The organism is Erythrobacter sp. HL-111 (assembly GCF_900105095.1).
Lineage (GTDB): Bacteria > Pseudomonadota > Alphaproteobacteria > Sphingomonadales > Sphingomonadaceae > Erythrobacter.
On record NZ_LT629743.1, the window covers coordinates 2,981,728 to 3,005,815 of the forward strand.

Below are 24,088 nucleotides of genomic sequence, written 5' to 3' on the forward strand. Positions count from 1 at the left end.
CTGGCCGGTTCCGGATGCCCGGGTCAATCCCGCGCCGCTTGCGGGACGGGTCGATGTCAGGGCGCCGGGGTCGCGACCGGCTCGAACACGGCGGTAGCGGGGTCGGCCGCGTATCGAGCCGCGTAATGCGCGGCGCCGCGTGCCACCTCGTCGACCGCGTCGACCAGCGCGGCGAATTCCTCCTCGTCCATCAGCGGCGAGAAATTGACCCGCACGAAGCCGGGCTTCTCCAGCTCCGCGCCCGCCCTCACCGCCGCGCGGATCGCGTCCGAACGGGCGGCATCGATGTCCAGCAGGCGGTGGACATAAGGCCCCGCGCAGGCGCAGCCGCCGCGCGCCTGCACGCCGAAGCGGTCGGACAGGATGCGCGTGACGAGCTGGTGATGGACCGGCGCGCCGTCCTCGCCGCGCACGCGGAAGGACACGATCGGCAGCATCGCCCCATGGTCGGGGCCTAGGATCTCGATCCGCGGGTTCGCCCGCCACCGGGCGAGCGCCGCGCGCCGCATCGCTTCGGCGCGCGCGTCCAGCCCGGCGCGCATCATGCAGCCGCGCACGATGACCGCGAGCGCGGCGCGGATGTCGGCGATCGCGTTGGGCGTGCCCGCTTCCTCGCGCGCCGCGAGATCGCCGAGATAGTCGTGCGCATCGGGCGTGACGAAGCTGACCGTGCCGCCGCCGGGGGCGGAGGGTGTGTCGAGCATCACCGCCTCGCGCCGCACGACGAGGATACCCGAGGCTCCCGGCCCGCCTACGAACTTGTGCGGGGAGGTGACCAGCGCATCGACATGCACGTCCGCTGCCGGGCGCATGGTCATCGAAAGATAGGGGCCGGCCCCGGCATGGTCCCAGATCACGCGCCCGCCATGCGCCTTCACCAGCCGCGAGACGGCGGCAATGTCGGTCAGCGCCCCGGTCACGTTGGAGCCGGCCGAGAAGGCGCCGATGATATGCCGGCCGGAAAATTCGCCAAGCCGCGCTGCGAGCGCCCCCATGTCCGGCCCGCCCGAAGCGCTTTCGGGAAGCTCGACCACCTCGGCCATGCTCTCGCGCCATGGGAGGAGGTTGGAATGATGCTCGTACGGCCCGACCAGCACCACCGGCCGTTCGCCCTTCGCGTCGCGCCGGTCGGCTGCGAACAGGCGGACGAGTTTCTGGATGCCCGCCGTGGCGCCGTTGCCGGCGAAGATCACCGCATCCCCGGCCCCCGCGCTGCAGAACGCCCCGATTTCCGCGCGCGCCTCGCGGCGCAGGCGGTTGATCGAGCGCCCGCAGAAGGAAGCCTGCGTATGCGGGTTCGCATAGACCGGCAGGACCTCCTCCATCACGAAGCGTTCCACCTGCATCAGCGCCCGGCCCGATGCGGCGTAGTCCGCATAGATCAGCCTGACCGGCCCGAACGGCCCGTCGAAGACGAGGCCCTTGCCGATGATATCCCTGGCCAGCGTGCCGTGATGCAGGGCCGTTTCGATCGCCGCGCGGAAGGCGGCGAAGGGAGAAGCGGGTGCAGGCGGCGCCTTGGAGCGGGCAGGGGCGGTTGTCATGCGACAATATTCGCGCGGGCGGAATCGATTATCAGCACCTCTTTCGGGCGATTTGGGCTATGGAGCGTGTCATATGACCACCCAGACAATCGAAATCGACCGAATCGATCGAAAGCTCCTCGCCGCCCTTCAGGCCGATTCCTCGCTCAGCCAGCGCGCGCTCGCCGATAAGGTCGGGCTGTCGCAGAACGCCTGCTGGCGGCGGCTCAACCGCCTGCAGTCCGAAGGCGTCATCCTCGGCCAGCGCGCCGAGCTCGACCTGGCGCGGCTCGGCCTCGATCTCGTCGTCGTGGTGATGATCAAGACCCCGCATCATTCGAAAGAATGGGCCGAAGGGTTCAGAAACCATGTCGAGCGCCTGCCGGGTGTCGTCGACCTCTACCGGATCGGCGGGGAATGGGATTACCTCATCAAGGTCGTCACCCGCGGCATCGCGGGTTACGACCGGTTCTACCAGAGCCTCGTCGACGGCTTCGACCTCTCGGTCGTCACCGGGCATTTCGTCATGGAAGAGATGATGAGCGCCAAGCCGGTGGCGCTGGATTAGGCCGCCATCGATACCGCTGCCCAAGCCTCCGTCACCGGGATCGGACATCCGGGCCGGTGCCCCGGCCATGTCGATGGAGAACAGGTGCCGGCTCGCCTGGAAGATAGGCCGGGAAAATGGGCCGGGAAAATGGTGGGCGCGGCAAGGATTGAACTTGCGACCCCACCCGTGTGAAGGGTGTGCTCTACCACTGAGCTACGCGCCCGTCCGGAGCGTGTCGGACAGGGGCGCGCCATTACCGCGCGCCCGCGCGCTTGGCAAGCGCCGTGTCGGCGTCCTCGCGCCTACTTCGCGAAGAGCTGCGCGAGCGTTTCGACCCAGCCGCGCGCCGCGCGGGCGGCCTGCGGACGGTCCTCGCCCGGGCAGGCGAGGCAATAGGCCTGCACCCCGCGCGCGCCCGAGAGCCGCTCGACATCCCCTGCGACCCGCGCGAGCACGCCCTCGCGCTGGCGCGCGGCCTGCGCGAAAAGGTCGCCGCCGGCCGCAGAGGGCGCAGGTGCGGCGGCTTCGGTCACGATCTGGCGGATCAGCGAATCGTAGCGCGGCGCGGCCTCGCCGAGGAAGCGCGGGTGCCAGTCGCCCTCATCAAGCTCGGCCTGCGCCGCGGTCCACCGGAGCGCGTCGTCGAGCCCGCCGAACTGGTCGACGAGCCCGATCTGGCGCGCCGTGCCGCCGTCCCAGACGCGCCCCTGCGCGATCGTGTCGACGCGATCCACCGACAGGCCGCGCGATTTCGCGACCAGCTCGATGAAGTCGCTGTAGCTGTTGCCGACCGAAGCCTGGAGGATCGTGTCGACCTCCGGCGTCAGCCCGGCGATGAGATCGGGTTGGCCCGACAGCGGGGTGGTGCGGAAACCGTCGGCAGTGACTCCGATCCGCTCCGCCGCGTCCTCGAAGGTCGGCAGCACAGCGAAGACCCCGATCGAGCCTGTGATCGTTTCGGGCTGGGCGAAGATGCGGTCGCCCGCGGTCGCGATCCAGTAGCCCCCGCTCGCGGCGATATTGCCGAAGGAGACGGCCACCGGCAGGCCCTTGTCGCGGTAGCGCTGAACGGCGATGCGGATCTTCTCCGAGGCGATCGCCGAGCCGCCGGGCGAATTGACCCGCACGACCAGCCCGGCGAGATCATCGTCGAGCGCGCGGTCGAGCAGATCGACGATCCGCCCCTCCCCGGCCGTGCCCGGACCGGCATCGCCATCGACGATGGTGCCCGCGATGGTGACGACGCCAATCGCCTTGCCCGGCTCGTCCGGTGCGGTATCGGCGAGATAGGGGGCATAATCGCTCCTGGCGAAGGCGCCGGGCCGTTCGTCCCAGCGGTCCTCGCCCGCGAGCTCGGCGACGCGCGTGCCGAATTCGGCGCGGCTGCCGAGCCGGTCGACCAGCTTCGCATCGAGCGCCGCCTCGGCGAGGTCGCCCGCTGAAGCCTCGACCCAGGCGACCGGATCGCTCGTCACGCGGTCGATCTCGGCTGCGGGGCGCGCGCGTTTGACGTTGGCCTGCCATTCCTCCCACAACGCGCCGTAAAGCGACTCGAGGTTCTCGCGCGCCTCGGCCGACATGGAATTGCGCTCATAGGGTTCGACCGCCGACTTGAATTCGCCGACGCGGTAGATCCGGGCGTTGATGCTGAGCTTTTCGAGGAGGTCGGCGTAATAGAGATTCGTTCCGCCCGGCCCGCTTACCAGCGCGCCGCCCATCGGATCGACCCACACCTCGCTCGCGTGGGAGGCGAGCTGGAGGTGATCGTCGGCATAGGCGAGGGCATAGGTGAGGACCGGCTTGTCCGCCTGCCTGACCCGCTCGATCGCTTCGCCGATTTCCTGCAGGTGGACCTGGCCGCCCCCGGCGAACAGCGTGAGGTCGAACACCACCGCCTTGACCCGTTCGTCCGTCGCCGCCGCGTCCAGCGCGCGCACCAGGTCGCGGGCCTGGAATTCCTGCACCGGCGCCTCGCCGCTCAGGATCGCCGTGAAGGGGTCGAGCGGGGCGCGTTCCTCGACCACGAACCCGTCGAGTTCGATGTAGAGCGCGCCCTCGCGCACCTTGCCCGGATCGGGGCTCGCCGAAAGCAGGCCGAACAGGGCGATGAAGAACAGCAGCATGAAGACGAGCACCAGCCCGTCCTTGATCCCGACCAGAACCTTCCAGATCTTGCCCACGAAACTCATATTCAGCCCTTTGCTGCGGCGGCAGCGCGTTTGGGCCTTGCACGCCCCGACGGCATCGGGAGAGCGAACAGGCCGGTTGTCTTGGAGTGCTTCGCCCCGAGATAGGAAGCATCGCCCGGTCTTTCCATGGTCGGGATTCCCCGGGAAAGCGAAGGTCCATGGGTTGAGCGGCGCATGGCGCTCGACTAAGGGCGTTGCCGCGATGACCAGCCCGCCGCCTTCGCCGTCCGAAAGCCGCTTTCCGGCGGGCAGGGCGGCTTTCCCGCACCGCGACCTCACCGGCATCGGCCAGCTCGAGCGGCACGAGATCCTCTACCTGCTCGCCGAGGCGGAACAGTGGGTGGAACTGAACCGGCAGCGTTCGAAACATGCCGAGCTTCTGTCCGGGCTCACCATCATCAACGCCTTCTTCGAGAATTCGACCCGCACGCTGCTGTCCTTCGAGATCGCCGGCAAGCGGCTCGGCGCGGACGTGGTCAACATGGCTGCCGCGACCTCGAGCCTCAAGAAGGGCGAGACGCTGATCGATACCGCGATCACGCTGAACGCGATGCGGGCCGATGCGATCGTCATCCGCCATGCCTCGTCGGGGGCGACGCAGCTGATCGCGGACAAGGTCGATTGCCCGGCCCTCAACGCGGGCGACGGCAGCCACGAGCACCCCACGCAGGCCCTGCTCGACGCGCTCGCGCTGCGGCACGCGCTGGCGGAGCGGGGCGAGGGCGCGGAGGATTTCACCGGCCGCACCATCGCGATCTGCGGCGACATCCGCCACAGCCGGGTCGCGCGCTCCTCGCTCCTGTGCCTGCAGGCGCTGGGCGCGACCGTGCGCCTGTGCGCGCCGCCCGCGTTGATGCCGGAAGGGATCGAGGCGATGGGGGCGGAGCCGTTCCACGATTTCGACGCCGCGCTGAAGGGCTGCGACGTCGTCATGATGCTGCGTCTCCAGTCGGAGCGGATGGCGGGGCAGTTCATCCCCTCGGCCCGCGAATACCGCCATCTCTACGGGCTGACGGCGCGGCGGCTGGAACGGGCCTCGCCCGATCTGCTCGTGATGCATCCCGGCCCGATGAATCGCGGGGTCGAGATCGACAGCGAGGTTGCCGACCTTGCCGGGCGTTCGCTGATCACGCGGCAGGTCGAGATGGGAGTCGCGATCCGCATGGCCTGCCTCGACATCCTCACGCGGACCGCGCGCGGGGTCGAAGGGTGGGAGGGCGAGCGATGAAGCAGGCCCGGCCCATCACCATCACCGGCGGCAGGCTGGTCACGCCATCGGGCGTGGTCGAAGGTGCGCTGCGGCTCGCGGACGGGGTGATCGCGGCGCTCGGGGCCGGGCTGCGTCCGCAGGAGGGCGACGAGGTGATCGACGCGCGCGGGCTGCTCGTCGCGCCCGGCCTCGTTGACTTCGGCGTCTTCGCGGTCGACAAGCCGGCGTTCCATTTCGGCGGCATCACCCGCGCCGCGCTGATGCCCGACCAGTCCCCGCCGCTCGATTTCCCGAGCCGGGTCGGCTACATCGCCAAGAGCGGCAAGCCCGACCTGTGGGTCCACCCGCTCGCCGCCGCGACCCGGGGGCTGGAAGGGCGCGAACTCGCCGAGATCGCGCTGATGCGGGAGGCGGGCGCGCGCGGCGTCGCCACGGGCCGGCGCTGGATCGCGGACAGCGGCGTGATGCTGCGCCTCCTGCAATATGCCGCCATGCTCGACCTCGTCGTGGTGGCCCATGCCGAGGATGCGGGGCTGGCAGGGGACGCGGCGGCCACCGCGGGCGAGATCGCGACCCGGCTCGGCCTGCCCGCCGCCCCGGCCGAGGCCGAGGCGCTCGCCATCGCGCGCGACGTCATGCTGGCCGAGATGGCGGGGGCGCGGCTCCACATCCGGCAGGTGACGACCGCGCGCGGCTTCGACCTTGTCCGGCAGGCGAAGCAGCGCGGGCTTGCCGTGTCCTGCGGGATCAGCCCGGCGCATTTCATGCTGTCCGACCTCGCCACCGCCGATTTCCGCACCTTCACCCGCCTCTCCCCCCCGCTGCGGAGCGAGGCGGACCGTCAGGCCGCCCTCGCCGCCATCGCGGACGGGACGGTGGACGTGATCGCGAGCGGGCACGACCCGCGCGGGCCGGAGGAAAAGCGCCTGCCCTTCGCTGACGCCGCGCCCGGCATGGCCGGGGCGGAGACGCTGCTCGCCATGACCCTTACCCTCGTGCGGGACGGGGTGATCGACACCGCGCGCGCCTTCGCTCTGCTCGCGGAAAACCCGGCGCGCCTGCTCGGCGTGCCGGCAGGCCGGCTCGAGCCGGGGCTGGAAGGCGACATCGCGCTGATCGATCCCGATGCGCCCTGGGTGATCGACCGCCGCAAGATGGAAGCGACCGCCGACAACACGCCGTTCGACCGGCAGGGCGCCCAGGGTCGGGTCAGGGCGCTGCTGAAGGGTGGCATCCGGGTCGGTGCGAAGGGCTGAGGCGCCAGCCGTTGGACGGTGACGAAAAAATGCCCCCGGAAGCGGCTCGCTCCCGGGGGCAGTCTCGCTGAAATCGTGATCCGCGCCTATTCGGTGCGCGCCGCGATCCGCACGCCGCGATCGACCGCGCCCGCGGGCGGGTTGGTCTTGGCATAGGCGAAGCAGCCGCCGCCGCCCTGCTTGACGGTGCGGCACATCGAACGCGCGCGGGGCAGGTCGAAACCCGCCGCGGCGACGCGGAAATAGGTCTTCCCGTTGACCAGCGCCTCGGTGATGACGACGTCGTGATCCTTGAGGCTCGGGTGCTTGCGCTTGAGGTTTTCCCAGCCGGCCTTGGCGAGTTCGTGGCTGTCCCAGCTGCCGAGCTGGACGAGGTGAGTGTCGGCGGAGGAGCGGGCCGGCGCCGGTGCGGCAGGCCTGGGGGCGGCATCGCCGCGCGCCGCTGCGGCGGCGGTGGCGGTGGCGGTGGCAGTGGCGGCCATGCGGGCTTGCGAGGCGTTCGCCGCGACGCGGGTCGGCCCGGGCTTCGCGGCGGCGACGTTCTGCACCACCGGGTTCGAGACGAAGCGCGGGGCACCCGGCGCGGGCTTCGCTGCCGGGGCGGCGGCGATCGCGGCGGCGGGCGCCTTGTCCGAGATGCGCGGTGCTGGCTTCGCGGCGGGCTTCGCGGCGGGCTTGGCGGGCGCATCGGCAGCGAGGCGGCTGGGCGTCGGATCGATCCGTTCCATCCGCGATTCGCCGCGCGCCATGGCAGGCCGTTCGCTCTCGCGCGGCTCGGCCGGGGCTTCGGCCCGTTTCGGCTCCGCCGACTTGACCTCGGCAGGGATACTCGCGGCGGCTTCGGCGAGTTTCGGCTCCGCTACCTTGTCCTCGGCCGGGATCGCCGCGGCGGCTTCGGCCACCATCTGCTCCTGGCTCGGGAAATTGGAGAGCGCGAGCATCGCGGGGAGGCCGCCGTCGGCCACCGGTGTCACCCGCAGGAGGCTCGCCACGCGGGCGCGGTAGTCCTCCGGCGAAGCGGTCGCGGCCCATTCGGACAGGCGCGCGTCGAGCTGGTCGGCGGAAACGTCCTCGGCCGCCATCACCCGCGCCGCGCGCCAGTTCCCGGCGAGCGCATAGGTGTAGGCGAGGTTCTGCCGCGCCTTGGGGGTGGCGAGCCCGGAACGCACCGCGTTGGTGAGCACGTGGACGCCGCGTTCCGGCTCCCCGGCAAGCGCATAGGCAAGGCCGAGATCGTCGCCCGGAATGGCGTTCTCCCATTCGCGCAGGGTGGCGACCGCGGTCTTCGCATCGCCGATCGCGATGCTGGCGAGCGCGAAGCTCAGGACGGTGCGCGGGTCCTCGTGGCCGAGCGCGAGCGCATCGCCGAAGCTGGTCGCCGCGCTCTCGAAACGGCCGTTCTCGAGATAGGTCGCGCCCAGCATCGCGCGGTAGGCGGGATTGCGCGGTTCGGCGAGGACGGTGGCCTCGGCATGGGCGATCGCCTCGTCGGTCCTGCCCTTTTCCAGCGCGGTCTGCGCCTTGGCGAAGGAGGTTTCGGCGGGCGGGGCGCCGGTCGTGCTGCAACCGGCCAGCACCACGCTGGCGAGCGCGGTGGTGACGAAGAGCCCGACTCTCGGACCCCCGGTGCGGATGAAGGCAGTGCGATCCATGATGTTTCCCCTGTCGGTCCTTTTGGTGCGGTTCGCTGGTCGTTGCTCTGGTTCGGTGCGGGCGAGGGCGCGGCTCAGTTGCGGCGCATCCGGGCGGCGAGCGCGTCGAGTTCCTCGAATTCGGCGAGCAACGCGTCGAGCGCCTCGGTCACGAGGGCCTGTGCGCTCACCCCCTGCATGGTCGCGGCAAGGCGCAGCTTGAGATGGCGTTCGGTGTCGAGCCGCAGGGTGAAGGCGGCGCGCTTGCCCGAAGGCCGGGCGGCGGTTCGGGCGGCGGGGCGGGCCGCGGGCCGGCGGACCGGCTTGCGCGGCGACGGCGGCGGCGGCGGCGGCGGGGCGGGGGCCTCGAAGGCCTCGTGCCCCTCGCTTTCGTCGTCCTCGAAATAGCGCGCGGAGAGGTCTTCCTCCTCCTCGTCGCCCAGTTCGCCTTCCGAACCGTCCATCGCGGCATCGGCAAGGACGCGCTCGGCGAGCTGTTTCTGCTGGCGCCTGACGACGGGGCTGCGGGCCTGGGCGGGGCTGTCGCCCGCGGCTTCGGGAAGGGTCGGGAGGATCGGCACGACCTGCGCGCCCGCGCCCGCTGCGTTGGGGCCAGCCCAGGCATTGTCCGCGTCGTCGCCGCGATCGTCACCCATGTCATTCCAGCCCAGATCCTCAAGCTGTTCGTCGGCGAGCGCGGCCATTTCCTCCGGGCTCTGGGTGAGCGGCGCGAGTTGCGGGCGCATGGCGGGCTTGGCCCCGCCCTTGCGCGCGAGCAGGGTCGGACCGAGCGAGGCGAAACCGGCTTCGGGCATACCCCTCTCCCGCTCCCTTACTGCGCGACCCGGCGGCCGAATCCGCCCGCCGGGCGGTGGACGCCGTTCGCCGCGACCTGCCCGTTGGGGGCGGCAGCGAAGACGGTGCGGCGGAAGTTCTTTTCCAGCCGGTCGTTGATGTATTTCCACAGCGCCGTGATCTCGGCCGCGCTGCGGCTTTCGGGATCGACTTCCATCACCGTGCGCCCGTCGATCATCGAGGCGGCGAAATCGGTGCGATGGTGGAGCGTGATCGGCGCGACCGTGCCGTGCTGCGACAGCGCGACGGCGGCTTCCGAGGTGATCTTGGCCTTGGGGGTGGCGGCGTTGACGACGAAGACCAGCGGCTTGCCCGCGCGTTCGCACAGGTCGACCGTGGCGCCCACGGCGCGCAGGTCGTGCGGGCTGGGGCGGGTCGGCACCACGATCAGTTCGGCGACCGAAATCACCGACTGGATCGCCATGGTGATCGCGGGCGGGGTGTCGATTACCGCCAGCTTGAAGCCCTGCTGGCGCAGCACCTGGAGATCGTTGGCGAGCCGCGAGACGGTGGTCTGGGCGAAGGCGGGATATTCCGCCTCGCGCTCGTTCCACCAGTCGGCGAGCGATCCCTGCGGGTCGATGTCGATGAGCACGACCGGGCCGGCGCCTGCGCGCTGGGCCTGGACGGCGAGGTGGCCGGAGAGGGTGGTCTTCCCCGATCCGCCTTTCTGCGATGCCAAAGCGAGTACACGCAACGCTAGGGTCCCCCTGGATTGAACCGTGTGATGCCGCGCGTCTGCGGCGGGTTGAAACGAGGCTTCGCAGGATACCCCTAATTTTGGGTTAAGACGCCGCCCCGCGACCCGCAGCCATCCGCTCGGCAGGGGCGGTCCCTTTGGCGCCCGCGACGCGGCCGGAGCGGAAAGGAAATCCTAACGCTTCATTCACTATGGTTCTTTCCCCGATGGACGCGCGGACGTGCCCGCGCGAGACTTGCTTTTGTGAGCCCTCGCCGAGGGCGAAGCGTGATATGTTTCCCAACCGGTCAGGAGTTCGAGGATCAGCGATGCCCAGCGACACCAGCCTTTCCGCGCGCCCGGCGCCCTGCCGGCTCGCTCGCGCCTTCGCGCGGTCCCCTGCCGGCCCGGCGGCGCTCCTGCTGGCGCTGGCCGCGACGCCCGGGCTCGCCAATGTCAAGGACGGTGTCGACGCCTGGAGCGCGGGTGACTATGGCCGCGCGGTCGCCGAATGGCAGGGACCGGCGACCAATGGCGATCCCGATGCCCTCTTCAACCTCGCCCAGGCCTATCGCCTTGGTCGCGGGGTCGAGGCGGATATCGCCCGCGCGCGCGAACTCTATGCCGAAGCGGCGCAGAAAGGCCATGCGAAAGCAGCCGACAATTACGGCCTGCTGCTGTTCCAGCAGGGCGCACAGGAAAGCGCGATGCCGCTGATCCGCGACGCCGCCGACCGCGGCGACCCGCGCGCGCAATACGTGCTCGGCCTCGCCCATTTCAACGCCGACTATGCGCCGAAGGACTGGGTGCGCGCCTATGCCCTGCTCACCCTCGCCCGGTCGCAGGGACTGCCGCAGGCGACCGAGGCGCTGGCCCAGATGGATCGCTACGTGCCCGATGCCCAGAAAAGCGCGGCGCAATCGCTCGCCCGCCAGCTCGAAGAGGAATCGGCCCGCAGGCGCTCCGCGCAGCTGGCCGCAGCCGATCTCGGCCGGATGAGCGCGGCGAAGGACGCGCCCGCCCCGGTCGCGGCCGCGGCGGGCACGCCCGCACAGATGGCGGAGGCCCTGCCGCAATCCCAGCCGCAGACCGGGCGCGAACCGCAGCCCGGCCCGCAGCGATCGGCCCGGCCCGATCCCGCGCCCGTGCTGGTCGCGGCCCTGCCCGAACCGCGCGAGGCCGCGCCGCCGCGCACCCCGCCCGCGCCGGTTCCGGCGGCGGTTTCGGCTTCGGCTTCGGGTCTGGCTTCCGGGGCGGGCGCGCAGGCCGCCCCTTCGGCGGCGCGGGCTCGCCCGCAACCCGTCCGGGTCGAGGCGGCGGCCCGCCCGCGCGGGAAATGGCGGGTCCAGCTCGGCGCGTTCGGCGTGCCGGGCAATGCCGAACGGCTGTGGAGGAAGCTTGCCGACAATCCCGCGCTCGCCGGGACCGAACGCGCACTCGTGCCCGCCGGGCGGGTGACCAAGCTGCAGGCGGTCGGCTTCGCCCGCCGGTCGGACGCCCGGGCCGCCTGCTCCGCGCTGGCGCGCGAAGGGCAGGCCTGTATCGTTGCCGCGCCCGGCTCCTAGCGCGCGCGGCCGCTCTCCCTTCCCTCCTGCCGGCGCGAGGTCGAACCGCGTTTCGCCCGTGTCCGGCCTCCCCCTTGCGGCGCAGGCTGCCGGGGCAGGGTGGGTGTCGCGCGCCGGCATCATCGCCCGCGCTCCTTTCGTTCGCGCAGGTCGCGGGGCTATCGCCCTGTCGCCATGGTGCTAGTGTCCCTTCCCGGACGCCAACGGGATGGGGATCGAAGGGTGAGCGGCACTTATGCGGAAAGCGGCGCGGGGCGGGGCGGGATGTCCGGCGCGCGGGGCGATGCGACACCGGACGGTGCGGGGGACGCGCGGCTGGGCGACGGGGCGATCGCCCCCGTCGCCGCGAACGAACGGATCGAAAGCCTCGATTTCATCCGCGGCATCGCGGTCATGGGCATCCTCGCGGCGAACATCGTCGGCTTCGGCCAGCCTTTCCTCGCCTACCTCTACCCGGCCGCCTTCCTGACCGAGCACGGCGCGGCGTCCGAATGGATGTGGATCGCGCAGTTCGTGCTCGTCGACGGGAAGATGCGCGGGCTTTTCACCCTGCTGTTCGGCGCGGGGCTCTATCTCTTCATGGAGCGCGTGTGGGCGCGCGGTGGCACGCGCTGGCGGCAGATGTGGCGGCTCGCCGTGCTGCTGGTGTTCGGGCTCGTCCACTTCTTCCTGATGTGGGCAGGCGACATCCTGTTCTATTACGCCGCGATCGGCTTTCTCGTCGTGCCCTGCCTCAGGTGGGGGGTGAAGGCCCAGCTGTGGACCGGGCTTGTCGGCTATGTCTTCGGCGCTCTGCTGTATGCGGCGGCGCTGTCCTTTCCCTTTGCCGTGGTCGAAACCGCGGCGGGCGAGACCGGCGACCTCGCCGAGCTGCGCGAGGAGATGCTGGCCGACCAGGAGCGCCAGCTGGCCGATGATGCGGTCATCAGCGAATTCAAGCTTTCGGGCGATTACGCGGGCCTTGTCGCTTACCGTGTGCGCGAGGAATGGTTCGTGCCGCTGGCGAACCTCGCGGTGTTCGTCTTCGAGACCCTGCCGCTGATGTTCCTAGGCGTCGCGCTCTACAGGCTCGGGTTCTTCTCGGGCGCGTTCGATGCGCGGCGGATGCGGTTCTGGGGCTGGACGGGGGTGATCGCGGGCGGGCTGATGCACTTCGGCATCGGCCTGTTCGTGCGCGAGGGAGGGTTCGCCTTCTACACCGTGCAGGCGGCCTTCATCGGCTGGAGCCCGCTGCCGCGGCTCGCGATGGTGCTCGGCCTCGCCGCGCTGATGGTCGAATATTCGCCGCGCTGGACCGGGGAACTCGCCGAAAGGGTGCGCGCGGCGGGGCGGGTTGCCTTCACCAATTACCTCGGCACCTCGCTCGTCATGCTGTTCCTCTTCCACGGCTGGGGGCTCGGCCTGTTCGGGGCGCTCGATCGCCCGCAGCTCTATGTCGTCGTGGTCCTTGCCTGGGCGGCGATGCTGCTCTGGTCGAAGCCCTGGCTCGAACGCTATCGCTACGGGCCGCTCGAATGGCTGTGGCGCAGCCTGACCTACGGACGCCTCTTCGCGATGAAGCGGTGACGTTTTTCCTTGCTATTGAGAACGGCTCGCATATCTTTGGCCTGCAAACGACTCGCAGGAGAGGTTCTTCGCATGTATATCTGCATCTGCAACGCAATCCGCGAAGACGAGCTGCGGCGCGCGGCGCTCGGCTGCGCGGGCGATGCCGAGGCAACCTATGCGACGCTGGGCAAACGCCCCAATTGCGGCCAGTGTCTCGGCGAAGCGGGCAAGATCATCGAACAGGAGCGTTCGCTGTCCGCTTGCGAGAAAGTCGCGGTCTGAATTGCCGCGCCGCTATTGCGAGTGGCTTTCAAGGCCCTGATTTCACAACAAAAACTCTGAACCCTTCGGCTTGCAAACCGCGGTTTTCCGCCCCATATAACGTCCCGTCGTTTTGACGGGCCGTGCCAGGCGCTCGGCCCATGCAAAGGGGAAGACGCGCCATGCAGGGCGATCCGAAAATCGTCGAGTTCCTGAACAAGGCGCTCACCAACGAACTCACCGCCATCAATCAGTACTGGCTGCACTACCGCGTGCTGGCCGACTGGGGTCTCACCAGGCTCGCCGAATACGAGCGCCACGAATCGATCGAGGAAATGCAGCACGCCGACCGGCTGGCCGAACGGATCCTGTTCTTTAATGCGCTGCCCAATTTCCAGGCGATCCACAAGCTCAAGGTCGGCGAGACGGTCGAGGAGATCCTCAAGGCCGATCTCGCGCTGGAGCACGAGGCGATCCCGCTCCTGCGCGAGGCCGCGGCCTATTGCCAGGAGGCGAAGGACTTCACATCGGGTCAGATCTTCGAGGACATCCTGCGCAACGAGGAGGAGCACGTCGACTTCCTCGAAACGCAGTTCGACCTGATCGAGCGGATGGGCCTGCAGAATTACTGCCAGCTCCAGAGCAAGCCTGCGGGCGAGGGCGAGGCCGGCGCGGGCAATTGACCGCCCGCGGCGCGATGAAAGGCCCGCGCCGCGCGAGCGGCGGCGGGCCTTTTCGCATCCGGTCGCCTTTGCGCTGCCCTATTCTTCCGGAGCCGGCTCTGGGGTCTCCTGCAGGAAGACGTCGAGGTCGCTCGCGGGCATCGGAACGAGCGGCGTGCCATCGGCGTCGAGCCCCGGCAGGGTCTCGCCCGTCGGAAGGTAGCTGCGGACCCGGAAGGCGCCATCGCCCGCGCGCTCGTAGACCATGCATGTTTCTAGGTTCGCTGTCCGGTCGGTGTCGCGCATAAGGAAGGCCTCCGCAGCCCCTTCCCTCGCAGCCAGTTCGGCGAGAATGTCGATGCCGCTTTCCTCCCGGCCCTCGCGGACCGCGCCCGGTTCCATGATTTCGGAGAACACCGGGGCAAGCGCTTCCCCGATCCGTTCGGAGGCGCTGAACAGGGTGAAGAATTCGATCACCTCGTCCGGCGCGGGATCGGGACCGAGCGGGCCTTCCTGCGCTGCATCGGCCTCGGCCGCGACCTCTGCTTCCGGTTCCTGAGCCATGGCCGGAGCGCAGCAGAGCAGCGCAGCCGTCCCCGCTGCCAGCATATGTCCGGAAACTCTCGTCTCATCCGTCCCTTGTGAAGCCTCTCGCCGCCAGCCGCGTCTCGTGGAGGAAATGGACGAGGCCCGTCACCAGCAGCACCATGGTCAGCACCCACAGAAAGGCGATCAGGCTGCCGATCTTCGCCTTGATGTAGGCGGCGAGGAAGACGAGCCCGATGACGAGGCTGATATTGACCGCCGCCGCCGTCGCGAAGCTGATCGCCCGCTGCGCCGCGCGGCGCCGCCGTTCGAGCCAGGCGAGCTCGCGCGCGGCACGTTCGGTCTGGGTTTCGGCGTGCATCTCCTCGATCCGCTCGATCCGCCCGGCGATCCAGATCATCCGGCTCATGATGACGTTCATGATCGCCCCGATCGCCCCCAGAAGAAACGCCGGGGCGAGGCTCTGCTGCACCACCGCCTGCACCTGCGGGGTCGAGGCGGTGCGCTCGAGAATGTCGAAGGCGAAGGGCTGGGCGGCGACGAGGATGCCGAACGCGTTCACCTGTCCTTGCCCCCGCCGAACGGGTTTTTCGGGCTTCGCAGGTTCACGCGCACCGGGACCGCATCGAACCCCAGGTGCTCGCGGATCGAATTGACGAGATAGCGTTCGTAGCTCTTGGGCAGATCGTCGAGCCGCGTGCCGAAGATCACGAAGCGCGGCGGGCGCGTCCCTGCCTGGGTGATGTAGCGCAGCTTGATCCGCCGGCCGCCGGGCGCGGGCGGGGGATTGGCGGCGAGCGCATCGTCGAACCAGCGGTTGAGCGCGGCGGTCGATACGCGCTTCGACCAGCTGTCGCGCAGGTCGAAGGCGGCGCCGATCATCTGGTCGAGCCCCTTGCCGGTCTTCGCGCTGACCGCCAGCAGCGGCAGGCCGCGGACCTGGGCGAGCCCATCGTCCAGTGCCTGGCGCACGCCGTTGAACAGGCTGCTCGCATCCTCGGCGACGTCCCACTTGTTGATCGCGACCATCAGCGCGCGGCCTTCCTCGAGCACGGCGGAGGCGATCTTGAGGTCCTGGTGTTCGAGCCCCTGCGTCGCGTCGAGCAGCAGGATCACGACCTCGGCGAAATCGACCGCGCGGCGGGCATCGGCGACCGAGAGCCTTTCCAGCTTTTCGGTGACATTGCGTTTTTTCCGCATTCCCGCCGTGTCGATCAGGCGCACGTCGCGGACGTCGCCGGTCTTGGGATCGGTCCAGCGCCAGTCGACCGCGATCGAATCCCGCGTGATGCCGGCTTCCGGCCCGGTCAGCAGGCGATCCTCGCCCAGCAGGCGGTTGATCAGCGTCGACTTGCCCGCATTGGGCCGCCCGACGATGGCCAGCTTGAGCGGGCCGAGGGGCGCGTCCTCCGCGTCAGCGGCCTGCTCGACCGCCTCGTCCGCCGCCTCGGCCTTGGCGCCGATGATCGGCCACAGCCCGCCGAACAGGTCGGCGATTCCCTCGCCATGTTCCGCGGAAAGCCCGACCGGTTCGCCAAGGCCAAGCGAATAGGCCTCGAGCACGCCCGCCTCCCCGGCGGCGCCTTCGGCCTTGTTGGCGACGAGGACGATCGGGACCGCGTGTTCGCGCAGGTAGCGTGCGATCTCGGTGTCGAGCGGGGTGATCCCGGCGCGCGCATCCACCGCGAACAGCGCCGCATCCGCGCCTTCGAGGCTCGCCTCCGTCTGCTTGCGCATCCGTCCGGGAAGGGTGAGGTCGTCCTCGTCCTCCCACCCGGCGGTGTCGACCACGGTAAAGCGCAGCCCCGCGATCTCGGCATCGCCCATCCGCCGGTCGCGTGTGACGCCGGGCTGATCGTCTACCAGCGCCAGCTTCTTGCCCACCAGCCGGTTGAACAAGGTGGACTTGCCGACATTGGGCCGGCCGATGATGACGACCGTCGGTTTTCCCGGGGGGGTTTGTGCGCGTTCCATGCCTGCAGCCCCAAGTGGCCGCTCGGCCCGGGCTTGGCAAGGTGGCTCAGCCGTCCTTGCGGGCGACCGGCGGGTTCTCGCCGAGATCCTCGAACCATGCTTCGACCGGGCCGGACAGCTTGATCGTCAGCGGATTGCCCTTGCGGTCGACGGTCTTGCCGGCCTGCACCCGGACCCATCCTTCGGAGATCGAATATTCCTCGATGTCGGTGCGGACCCGGTCCTTGAACCGGATGCCGACGCCGCGCTGGAGCACCTCGGCATCGAAATGGGGGCTGTGCGGGTGGACCGAGAGGTGGTCGGGCGGAACGTCGCGGGCCTGGTCGGCGCCGCTGTCGGGGGTGGTTTCGTCTGTCATGTCGGTGCCCGCCCGTAATCGGGTGCGGGGGCGCTGACAATATGCAAAGGGCGCGGTCAGTCAGGCGGGAAGAGGGTTTCGGGCCGCATCGAATCGAGCTCCTGCTCGCCCGCGCCTTCGCGGTCGGCGCGCCGGCGCTGGCGCTTCTCGAGTTTCTCGCGCGCTTCCCGGTCGGTGCCCTGCGCCTGCTCGATACGCTCCTCCTCCCGGTCGGGCCGGATCACGGGCGGCGTGCCCTCCGGCGTTTCGGGCGTGTCGTAGTCGCGCGGATGCCCGCGCGCGGGGCGATCGGATCGCGGTTGGCTGTCGCTATCGGTCATGCGGCATTTCTCCTTCATCCGATCAACCGGAAGCCCGGCCCGATCGTTCCGGCGCGGCACGGCCGCCGGTCGCACGCCAGCCAGTGCTTGCCCTTTTGACCGGCAAGGGATAGAGGCGCGCTGATACGCGCGGGGGACCGGACGGTTTCCCGCGCGGCTTCGTTCAGGCTCGCGGGCGTGGCGGAACTGGTAGACGCGCCAGATTTAGGTTCTGGTATCGCAAGATGTGGGGGTTCGAGTCCCTTCGCCCGCACCAGTTCGCCCATCGCCCGCAGCCGTCACGTTTTGCTCAAGAAGGCTTCGATACCGACCCCATGCAGACCAAGCAGACCACCAGTGAAGGCCTCAAGCGCGGCTATGTGATCACGATTCCCGCCGCCGACATCGCGGCCAGGATCGACGCCGAAATCAGGAAGATCGCCCCGCAGGTGCGGATGCACGGCTTCCGTCCGGGCAAGGTGCCGGCCAATCTCGTCAAGAAGATGCATGGCGAACAGCTCCACGCGCAGGTCGTCAACGACACGATCCGCGATTCGGTCGACCAGCTCCTCCGCACCGAAGACCTGCGCCCAGCGATGCAGCCGGCGATCGCGCTCGGCGAAGGGTATGACGAGGGCAAAGACGCCGAAATCACGGTCGAGCTCGAAGTCCTGCCCGAGATCGAGGCGCCCAGCATCGACGGGCTCAAGCTCGAAAAGCTGGTCGTGCCCGTGACCGACGAACAGGTGATGGAAGCGATCGAGGGGATCGCGGGCCAGAACAAGAGCTACAAGGACGCGGCCAAGACCAGGAAGGCGGCCGAGGGCGACCAGATCGTGATCGATTTCGTCGGCAAGCTCGACGGCGAACCCTTCGAGGGCGGCGCGGCCGAGGATGCCCCGCTGGTGCTCGGCTCGGGCACGTTCATCCCCGGCTTCGAGGAGCAGCTCGTCGGCGTGAAGACGGGCGAGGAAAGGACGATCACCGTCACCTTCCCCGAGGAATACCAGGCCGAACACCTCGCCGGGAAGGAAGCGACCTTCGACGTCACCGTGAAGGCGGTGAAGGTCGAGAGCGAGACCAAGGTCGACGACGAGTTCGCCAGGAACCTCGGCCTCGACGACCTCGACATGCTGAAGGAGATCATGCGCGGCCAGCTCGAGCAGCAGACCGCCGGGCTCACCCGCACCCAGATGAAGCGCGCCCTGCTCGACCAGCTTGCCGCCAACCACGATTTCCCCGTGCCACAGGGCATGGTCGAGGCCGAGTTCGAGCAGATCTGGACCCAGCTCCAGCAGGAAGCGGCGAAGGAGGAGGATCCCGAGGCCGCCCTGAAGCAGATCGAGGACGAGAAGGACGATTATCGGGCGATCGCCGAACGCCGCGTGCGCCTGGGCCTGCTGCTGTCCGAGATCGGCCAGGCCAACGGCGTCGAGATCACCAGCCAGGAAATGTCGATGCTGATCCAGCAGGCGGCATCGCAGTACCGGCAGGTGGACCGCGAGCGTTTCGTCCAGTACATCCAGTCCGAACCGATGGCGGCCGCCCAGCTGCGCGCGCCGCTCTATGAGGACAAGGTGGTCGACTTCCTGTTCGACAAGGCCGAGGTGACCGAGCGCGAGGTGACGCAGGAGGAACTCCAGGCCGCGATCGAGGCTGACGAGAACGTCGAGGCCGAGAAGGAAAAGGTCAAGGCCGAGCCGGCGAAGAAGAAGGCGCCCGCGAAGAAGGCGGCTGCCAAGAAGACCGGCGCGAAGAAGAAGCCCGCGGACGAGGGCGGGGCGGAAGCCGAAGCCGGGGAAGCGCCCGCGAAGAAGGCCGCGGCCAAGGAAGAGGGCGACAAGCCCGTCGCCAAGAAGGCCGCGCCGAAGAAGACCGCCGCCACGAAGAAGCCCGCCGCCAAGAAAGCGCCTGCGAAAAAGGCCGCCGACCGCCAGTAAGGCGCTTTTCTTACCGCCCTCCCGCCCTTCCCTCGGTGAGGGGCGGGGGGTCGGCGTCGATCGGCCCGGGGCCCGCTCCCGACCCCCCTCCCTCAATGGAAGGGGTTTAATCCGCCTTCCACCGCTTGAAAGAAGGCTCCGGCAGCACCGCCGTGCGCGCCCTTTCATAGGCCGCGCCGGCCTTCAGCACCGCGTGGTCGGTCCAGCGCGCGCCCATGATGCTGAGGCCCACCGGCAGCCGTTCGACCGCTCCCATCGGCACGGTGAGGTGCGGATAGCCCGCGATGGCCGCGAGATAGCCCGCGCCGATGCGCCCCGCGAAACTGTCCCCGTTGACGAGATCGGTGGTCCAGGCCGGGCCGGTGGTCGGCGCGACGAGGAAGCGCACGTCATGCTCGGCCAGCAGGCGGTCGATCCCCTCCTCGCGCGTCATGCGGCGGATCTTTTCGAGGTGGCCTTCGTATTGAGCGCGGTCGGTCGTCTCTAGCGCCCGCTCGAACAGGTCCTGCCCGAACCAGCGCAATTCGCGCTCCCGCTCGGCGCGGTTGAAGGCGACGACATCGGCCAGGCTGCGCGGACCGCGCTCGCCGGGAAGGCCGGCAAGATAGGCATCCATCCCCTCGCGCAGTTCGTGGAGCAGGACCGGCAGCGTGCTCGCCCAGAAATCGTCCGGCGTCTCGTAATCCACCTCGACCAGCACCGCGCCCGCGCGCTCCAGGTCGGCGAGCGCGGCATCGAACAGCGCACGCACATCGGCGCGCTCGCCCGCCTGCCGGCGCAGCACGCCGATGCGCACGCCTTCGAGCGAGGCTTCGTCCAGCCCCTCGGCATAGTCGGCGACCCGCTCCGCGCCCAGCGTCGCGGGGTCCGCCGGATCCTCGCCCGCGATCGCCGACAGCAGCAGCGCGGCGTCGTGAACGGTGCGCGTCATCGGCCCGGCGGTGTCCTGCGATACCGAGATCGGCACGATGTGCGTGCGGCTGACGATCCCCACGCTCGGCTTGAAGCCGACGATCCCGTTGACCGAGGCCGGGCAGGTGATCGAACCATTGGTCTCGGTCCCGATGGCGCCCCAGGCCATGCCCGCCGCCACGGCCGCCCCGCTGCCCGAGGAGGAGCCGCAGGCATTGCGGTCGATCGCGTGCGGATTGCGCGTGAGCCCGCCCACCGCGCTCCACCCGCTGGTCGAATCGTTCGAGCGGATGTTGGCCCATTCCGAGAGGTTCGTCTTGCCGAGCACCACCCCGCCATTGCGCCGCAGCCGCGCGATGAGCGGCGCGTCGCGGCGGGTGAAGTTCTCCGCGAGCGCGAGGCTGCCCGCGGTGGTGGGCCATTCCTCGGTTTCGATATTGTCCTTCACCAGCACGCTGCGGCCCTTGAGGATGCCGACGCCGACCTGCTCGCGCGCCGCGAAGCCCGCCGTGTGCGAATGGGCGATGACCGCGTGGATGCCCCCGGTCCCGTCGTCGTACTGCTCGATCCGCTCGACCCGCGCGCCGATGTCCGCGAGCGCGTCGAAATCGGCAGGCGCGGGACCGCGCCCGGCGGTGGCGGCGGGTGCGGCGAGAAGCGCGCAGAGCGCGGCGATGGCGAGGGTTGTCCGGGAGCGCATGACCCATTGATTGCCGGGAACGGCCGGGCGGGCAAGACCATTTCGGTGGCATCGTCGCAGGCGGCCCGGTAAAGCCCCTTGAAATTGCCCCCCGCCCTCCGACATAGCGGGGCCAGAACCAAGGGAAGGATTTCACGACCATGATCGATCTGTTCGGCGACACGGGCGAAGGCTTCGGCACTCAGGGCCGGTTCACGCACGACCCGCTGACGGGGGCGCTGGTGCCCACCGTGGTCGAACAGTCGAGCCGGGGCGAACGCGCCTTCGACATCTTCAGCCGCCTGCTGCGCGAACGCATCGTCTTCGTGACCGGCCAGGTCGAGGACACGATGGCCTCGCTGATCGTCGCCCAGCTGCTGTTCCTCGAAAGCGAGAATCCCTCGAAGCCGATCAGCATGTACATCAATTCGCCCGGCGGCGTGGTGACTGCCGGCATGGCGATCCACGACACGATGCAGTACATCAAGCCGCGCGTCTCGACGGTCTGCATCGGCCAGGCGGCGAGCATGGGGAGCTTCCTCCTCGCCGCGGGCGAGCCGGGGATGCGCGTCGCGCTGCCCAATGCGCGGATCATGGTGCACCAGCCTTCGGGCGGGGCGCGCGGCATGGCCTCCGACATCGAGATCCAGGCGCGCGAAATCCTTCGCATCCGCCAGAGGATGAACGACCTTTACGTGAAATACACCGGCCAGAGCCTGACCGACATCGAACGGGCGCTGGACCGCGACACCTTCCTCGACGCGGGCGAGGCGAAGGCGTTCGGGATTGTCGACAAGGTCTTCGAAACCCGCCCCGAAAGCGGCGCGGAAGACGAGACGGAAAAGGGATCGGGCGGCGCCCCGGAATGAACCGGCGCCGCGGCCCCGGGAACCGGCCGGCCGCGTGAAACGCGTCGGCATGAACGAAGGGCCACCCGCGCGTTCCGGCCCGGCACGCGCGGGCGAAACTTCCGGTTTCAGCACGGGTTCAGGCGGAACAACCGAACCTGTGCGGATGCAAAATCGTCGGCGCATGTGTTGATTCATCCGCGCGGACAGATACAGTTGGCGAATCCTCGCGGAAAGAAACGCTTTCGCGTGCGGCGCCCAGGACGACAGGAATGACCAAATTGAGCGGATCTGACAGCAAGAGCACCCTGTATTGCAGCTTCTGCGGGAAGTCGCAGCACGAAGTGCGCAAGCTTATCGCCGGACCCACCGTGTTCATCTGCGACGAATGCGTGGAACTGTGCAACGACATCATCCGTGAAGAGACCAAGGCCGGGATCGCCGGAAAGAAGGAGGGCGAGGTCCCGACGCCCAAGGAAATCTTCGAGACGCTGAACGATTACGTGATCGGGCAGAACTCCGCGAAGCGGAACCTCGCGGTCGCGGTGCACAACCACTACAAGCGGCTGAAGCATTCCGGCAAGGCGGGCGAGGTCGAACTCGCCAAGTCGAACATCCTGCTCGTCGGCCCGACCGGGACCGGCAAGACGCTCCTCGCGCAGACGCTGGCGCGCACTTTCGACGTGCCCTTCACCATGGCCGACGCGACGACCCTGACCGAAGCGGGCTATGTCGGCGAAGACGTGGAGAACATCATCCTCAAGCTGCTGCAGGCGTCCGACTACAATGTCGAGAAGGCGCAGCACGGGATCGTCTACATCGACGAGATCGACAAGATCACGCGCAAGGCCGAAAACCCCTCGATCACCCGCGACGTGTCGGGCGAAGGCGTGCAGCAGGCCCTGCTCAAGCTGATGGAAGGCACGACCGCCTCCGTCCCGCCGCAGGGCGGGCGCAAGCATCCGCAGCAGGAATTCCTCCAGGTCGACACGACCAACATCCTGTTCATCTGCGGCGGCGCCTTCGCCGGTCTGGACAAGATCATCGCCGACAGGCTCCAGAAGCGCTCGATCGGTTTCGGCGCGCACGTCGCCGACCCGGACAAGCGCAAGGTCGGCGAACTGCTCGAGAAGAGCGAGCCCGAGGACCTGCTCAAGTTCGGCCTGATCCCCGAATTCGTCGGTCGCCTGCCGGTGATCGCGACCCTGCACGATCTCGATGTCGATGCGCTGGTCACGATCCTGACCGAGCCGAAGAACGCCATCGTCAAGCAGTACAGCAAGCTGTTCGAGCTCGAGGATGTCGACCTCACCTTCACCGACGACGCGCTGCGCGAAATCGCCGAGCGGGCAATCAAGCGCAAGACCGGCGCGCGCGGCCTGCGTTCGATCGTCGAGGCGATCCTGCTCGACACCATGTTCGACCTGCCCGACATGGAAGGCGTCAGCGAAGTCGTGATCGACGCCGAAGTGGTGAAGGGCGAAAAGGCCCCGATCCTCGTCCACGGCGGCGAGAAGAAGGAAGCCGCTGCGTGAGGTTTTCGCGGGCGGCGCGCTGACGCTCCCCGCCGCCCCGACCGCGCGGATGGTCCTGTCCGGTCTCCGGCCGACGCCTGCGGTCTTCGCCGTGTCTCGTTGAACATCGACAGTCTCACCTTGCTCGGCGCGCAGGACTTCGTCCCGTGGCTGGCCGAACGCCGGGCGCGCGGGGAGCGGCCCGCTCGCCCGCCGACCAACGAGCGCCTCTATCGGCCTGCATCGCCTTGCCGAGCACGACGGCAATCGCGCTTTACGAAACGCGGGAAAGGCGCGAGCGGCTGGCAGGCTTCAGGATCGCGCCCTAGGAGAGCGACCATGCGAACGATCGGCATCATCGGCGGGATGAGCTGGGAAAGCTCGGCGCATTATTACGCGCTCATCAACCGCGGCATCCGTGATGCCCTTGGCCCGCCGCATTCGGCGCGGATCGTCATGGACAGCGTGGATTTCGGGGAGGTCGAACCGCTCCAGCGGGCGGGCGAGTGGGACGCGCTCGGCGACATGCTGGCGGCGAGCGCGCGGCGGCTGGAGGCGGCCGGGGCCGATTTCCTCGTCCTCGCCACGAACACGATGCACAAGCTCGCCGACCGGATCGAGGCGGCCACCTCGCTCGACCTGCTGCATATCTGCGACCCCGCGGCCGAGGCGATACGGCGAGCGGGCCATGCGCGGGTCGGTCTTCTCGGCACCGCCTTCACGATGGAACAGGCCTTCTACCGCGAACGGCTCGAGGCGGAGGGTCTTGCGGTGATCGTGCCCGAGGCCGCCGACCGGGCTGAAATCCACCGGGTGATCTACGAGGAACTCGTCGCCGGGCGCTTCCTCGAAACGTCGCGCGCGGCCTATCGCGGCGTGATCGCGCGGCTGGCGGAGCGCGGGGCCGAAGGCGTGGTGCTCGGCTGCACGGAGATCGGGCTGCTGGTCGCTCCGGAAGACAGCGCGCTCCCGCTGTTCGACACCACCGCGCTCCATGCCGAGGCCGCCGTGAATCGCGCGCTTTCGCAACTCTCCCAAAAGACAACCCCGCCCGGGCCATGATGGCCGGACGGGGCTGCATTCGGCGCC

22 protein-coding genes and 2 tRNA genes are annotated in these 24,088 nt (G+C 69.2%); 12 read left to right on the forward strand and 12 right to left on the reverse strand.

Going from position 1 to position 24,088, the window contains the following annotated elements; all coding sequences use genetic code 11:
* Positions 1 to 56 precede the first annotated feature (56 nt).
* A complete protein-coding gene (locus BLU08_RS14000) occupies positions 57 to 1,544 on the reverse strand; it encodes an aminotransferase class V-fold PLP-dependent enzyme (protein ID WP_090200424.1) in 1,488 nt (495 codons plus the stop codon).
* Positions 1,545 to 1,617: 73 nt separating this feature from the next.
* On the opposite strand from BLU08_RS14000, the gene BLU08_RS14005 reads away from it, so the two are divergent.
* Positions 1,618 to 2,091 carry an Lrp/AsnC family transcriptional regulator gene (locus BLU08_RS14005; protein ID WP_090200426.1) on the forward strand — a complete coding sequence of 158 codons (474 nt, stop codon included), beginning with the start codon at positions 1,618 to 1,620 and terminating at the stop codon, positions 2,089 to 2,091.
* Between the two features lie 130 nt (positions 2,092 to 2,221).
* On the opposite strand, the gene BLU08_RS14010 is transcribed toward BLU08_RS14005, so the two are convergent.
* Positions 2,222 to 2,296 (reverse strand) — tRNA-Val (locus BLU08_RS14010).
* A gap of 79 nt (positions 2,297 to 2,375) precedes the next feature.
* Positions 2,376 to 4,262 (reverse strand): signal peptide peptidase SppA, encoded by a 1,887-nt coding sequence (gene sppA, locus BLU08_RS14015; RefSeq protein ID WP_090200428.1) that lies wholly within the window; start codon positions 4,260 to 4,262, stop codon positions 2,376 to 2,378.
* A 202-nt stretch (positions 4,263 to 4,464) separates the two neighbouring features.
* On the opposite strand from sppA, the gene BLU08_RS14020 reads away from it, so the two are divergent.
* Both BLU08_RS14020 and BLU08_RS14025 read left to right on the forward strand, forming a co-directional pair.
* On the forward strand, positions 4,465 to 5,490 hold the full coding sequence (locus tag BLU08_RS14020; protein ID WP_090200430.1) for an aspartate carbamoyltransferase catalytic subunit: 1,026 nt from the start codon (positions 4,465 to 4,467) through the stop codon (positions 5,488 to 5,490).
* Complete coding sequence (locus BLU08_RS14025) at positions 5,487 to 6,728, forward strand: dihydroorotase family protein (protein ID WP_090200432.1); 1,242 nt, start codon at positions 5,487 to 5,489, stop codon at positions 6,726 to 6,728. Before BLU08_RS14020 ends, BLU08_RS14025 begins: the two co-directional genes overlap by 4 nt.
* Positions 6,729 to 6,814: 86 nt before the next feature.
* Here the strand turns inward: BLU08_RS14025 and BLU08_RS14030 are convergent, their stop codons facing one another.
* The 3 genes from BLU08_RS14030 to BLU08_RS14040 all read right to left on the reverse strand — a co-directional run bounded on the left by BLU08_RS14030 (position 6,815) and on the right by BLU08_RS14040 (position 9,911).
* A complete protein-coding gene (locus tag BLU08_RS14030) occupies positions 6,815 to 8,380 on the reverse strand; it encodes a lipopolysaccharide assembly protein LapB (RefSeq protein WP_090200434.1) in 1,566 nt (521 codons plus the stop codon).
* A gap of 74 nt (positions 8,381 to 8,454) precedes the next feature.
* Positions 8,455 to 9,174, reverse strand: a complete 720-nt coding sequence (locus tag BLU08_RS14035) for a hypothetical protein (RefSeq protein ID WP_090200435.1) — start codon at positions 9,172 to 9,174, stop codon at positions 8,455 to 8,457.
* A gap of 17 nt (positions 9,175 to 9,191) precedes the next feature.
* Positions 9,192 to 9,911: a ParA family protein gene (locus BLU08_RS14040; protein WP_090200437.1), complete on the reverse strand. Its 720-nt coding sequence runs from the start codon at positions 9,909 to 9,911 to the stop codon at positions 9,192 to 9,194.
* Positions 9,912 to 10,222: 311 nt separating this feature from the next.
* Here BLU08_RS14040 and BLU08_RS14045 point away from each other — a divergent pair, with 311 nt between their 5' ends.
* The 4 genes from BLU08_RS14045 (at position 10,223) to bfr (ending at position 13,950) form a co-directional block, all read left to right on the forward strand.
* Positions 10,223 to 11,458, forward strand: a complete 1,236-nt coding sequence (locus BLU08_RS14045; RefSeq protein WP_090200440.1) for an SPOR domain-containing protein — start codon at positions 10,223 to 10,225, stop codon at positions 11,456 to 11,458.
* Between the two features lie 222 nt (positions 11,459 to 11,680).
* Entirely contained in the window at positions 11,681 to 13,024 is a 1,344-nt protein-coding gene (locus BLU08_RS14050) for a DUF418 domain-containing protein (RefSeq protein WP_233996006.1), read from the forward strand.
* Between the two features lie 72 nt (positions 13,025 to 13,096).
* Positions 13,097 to 13,288 (forward strand): bacterioferritin-associated ferredoxin, encoded by a 192-nt coding sequence (locus BLU08_RS14055; protein WP_090200442.1) that lies wholly within the window; start codon positions 13,097 to 13,099, stop codon positions 13,286 to 13,288.
* 161 nt (positions 13,289 to 13,449) lie between these two features.
* Positions 13,450 to 13,950, forward strand: coding sequence for a bacterioferritin (gene bfr, locus BLU08_RS14060; RefSeq protein ID WP_090200444.1), 501 nt, complete (start codon positions 13,450 to 13,452; stop codon positions 13,948 to 13,950).
* A 78-nt stretch (positions 13,951 to 14,028) separates the two neighbouring features.
* On the opposite strand, the gene BLU08_RS14065 is transcribed toward bfr, so the two are convergent.
* From BLU08_RS14065 to BLU08_RS14085, 5 genes are all read right to left on the reverse strand, one after another.
* Positions 14,029 to 14,493: a hypothetical protein gene (locus BLU08_RS14065; RefSeq protein WP_157674572.1), complete on the reverse strand. Its 465-nt coding sequence runs from the start codon at positions 14,491 to 14,493 to the stop codon at positions 14,029 to 14,031.
* A 64-nt stretch (positions 14,494 to 14,557) separates the two neighbouring features.
* A complete protein-coding gene (locus BLU08_RS14070) occupies positions 14,558 to 15,037 on the reverse strand; it encodes a DUF2721 domain-containing protein (protein ID WP_090200448.1) in 480 nt (159 codons plus the stop codon).
* Positions 15,034 to 16,449, reverse strand: a complete 1,416-nt coding sequence (gene der / locus BLU08_RS14075; protein WP_090200449.1) for a ribosome biogenesis GTPase Der — start codon at positions 16,447 to 16,449, stop codon at positions 15,034 to 15,036. The genes BLU08_RS14070 and der overlap by 4 nt, the downstream gene beginning before the upstream one ends.
* A 46-nt stretch (positions 16,450 to 16,495) precedes the next feature.
* The gene (locus tag BLU08_RS14080; protein ID WP_090200451.1) at positions 16,496 to 16,807 is read right to left on the reverse strand and encodes a DUF3297 family protein; all 312 of its coding nucleotides are present in this window, start codon (positions 16,805 to 16,807) and stop codon (positions 16,496 to 16,498) included.
* A 56-nt stretch (positions 16,808 to 16,863) separates the two neighbouring features.
* Positions 16,864 to 17,127 carry a hypothetical protein gene (locus BLU08_RS14085; protein WP_090200452.1) on the reverse strand — a complete coding sequence of 88 codons (264 nt, stop codon included), beginning with the start codon at positions 17,125 to 17,127 and terminating at the stop codon, positions 16,864 to 16,866.
* 171 nt (positions 17,128 to 17,298) lie between these two features.
* On the opposite strand from BLU08_RS14085, the gene BLU08_RS14090 reads away from it, so the two are divergent.
* Positions 17,299 to 17,383 (forward strand) — tRNA-Leu (locus tag BLU08_RS14090).
* Positions 17,384 to 17,441: 58 nt separating this feature from the next.
* On the forward strand, positions 17,442 to 19,046 hold the full coding sequence (gene tig, locus BLU08_RS14095) for a trigger factor (RefSeq protein ID WP_090200455.1): 1,605 nt from the start codon (positions 17,442 to 17,444) through the stop codon (positions 19,044 to 19,046).
* Between the two features lie 106 nt (positions 19,047 to 19,152).
* Here the strand turns inward: tig and BLU08_RS14100 are convergent, their stop codons facing one another.
* Entirely contained in the window at positions 19,153 to 20,658 is a 1,506-nt protein-coding gene (locus BLU08_RS14100; protein ID WP_090200457.1) for an amidase, read from the reverse strand.
* Between the two features lie 140 nt (positions 20,659 to 20,798).
* Between BLU08_RS14100 and BLU08_RS14105 the strand changes: the two genes are divergently transcribed.
* The 3 genes from BLU08_RS14105 to BLU08_RS14115 all read left to right on the forward strand — a co-directional run bounded on the left by BLU08_RS14105 (position 20,799) and on the right by BLU08_RS14115 (position 24,061).
* The gene (locus BLU08_RS14105; RefSeq protein WP_090200459.1) at positions 20,799 to 21,506 is read left to right on the forward strand and encodes an ATP-dependent Clp protease proteolytic subunit; all 708 of its coding nucleotides are present in this window, start codon (positions 20,799 to 20,801) and stop codon (positions 21,504 to 21,506) included.
* Positions 21,507 to 21,757: 251 nt separating this feature from the next.
* Positions 21,758 to 23,020, forward strand: coding sequence for an ATP-dependent Clp protease ATP-binding subunit ClpX (gene clpX, locus BLU08_RS14110; RefSeq protein ID WP_090200461.1), 1,263 nt, complete (start codon positions 21,758 to 21,760; stop codon positions 23,018 to 23,020).
* Between the two features lie 318 nt (positions 23,021 to 23,338).
* On the forward strand, positions 23,339 to 24,061 hold the full coding sequence (locus BLU08_RS14115) for an aspartate/glutamate racemase family protein (protein ID WP_090200463.1): 723 nt from the start codon (positions 23,339 to 23,341) through the stop codon (positions 24,059 to 24,061).
* Positions 24,062 to 24,088 lie beyond the last annotated feature (27 nt).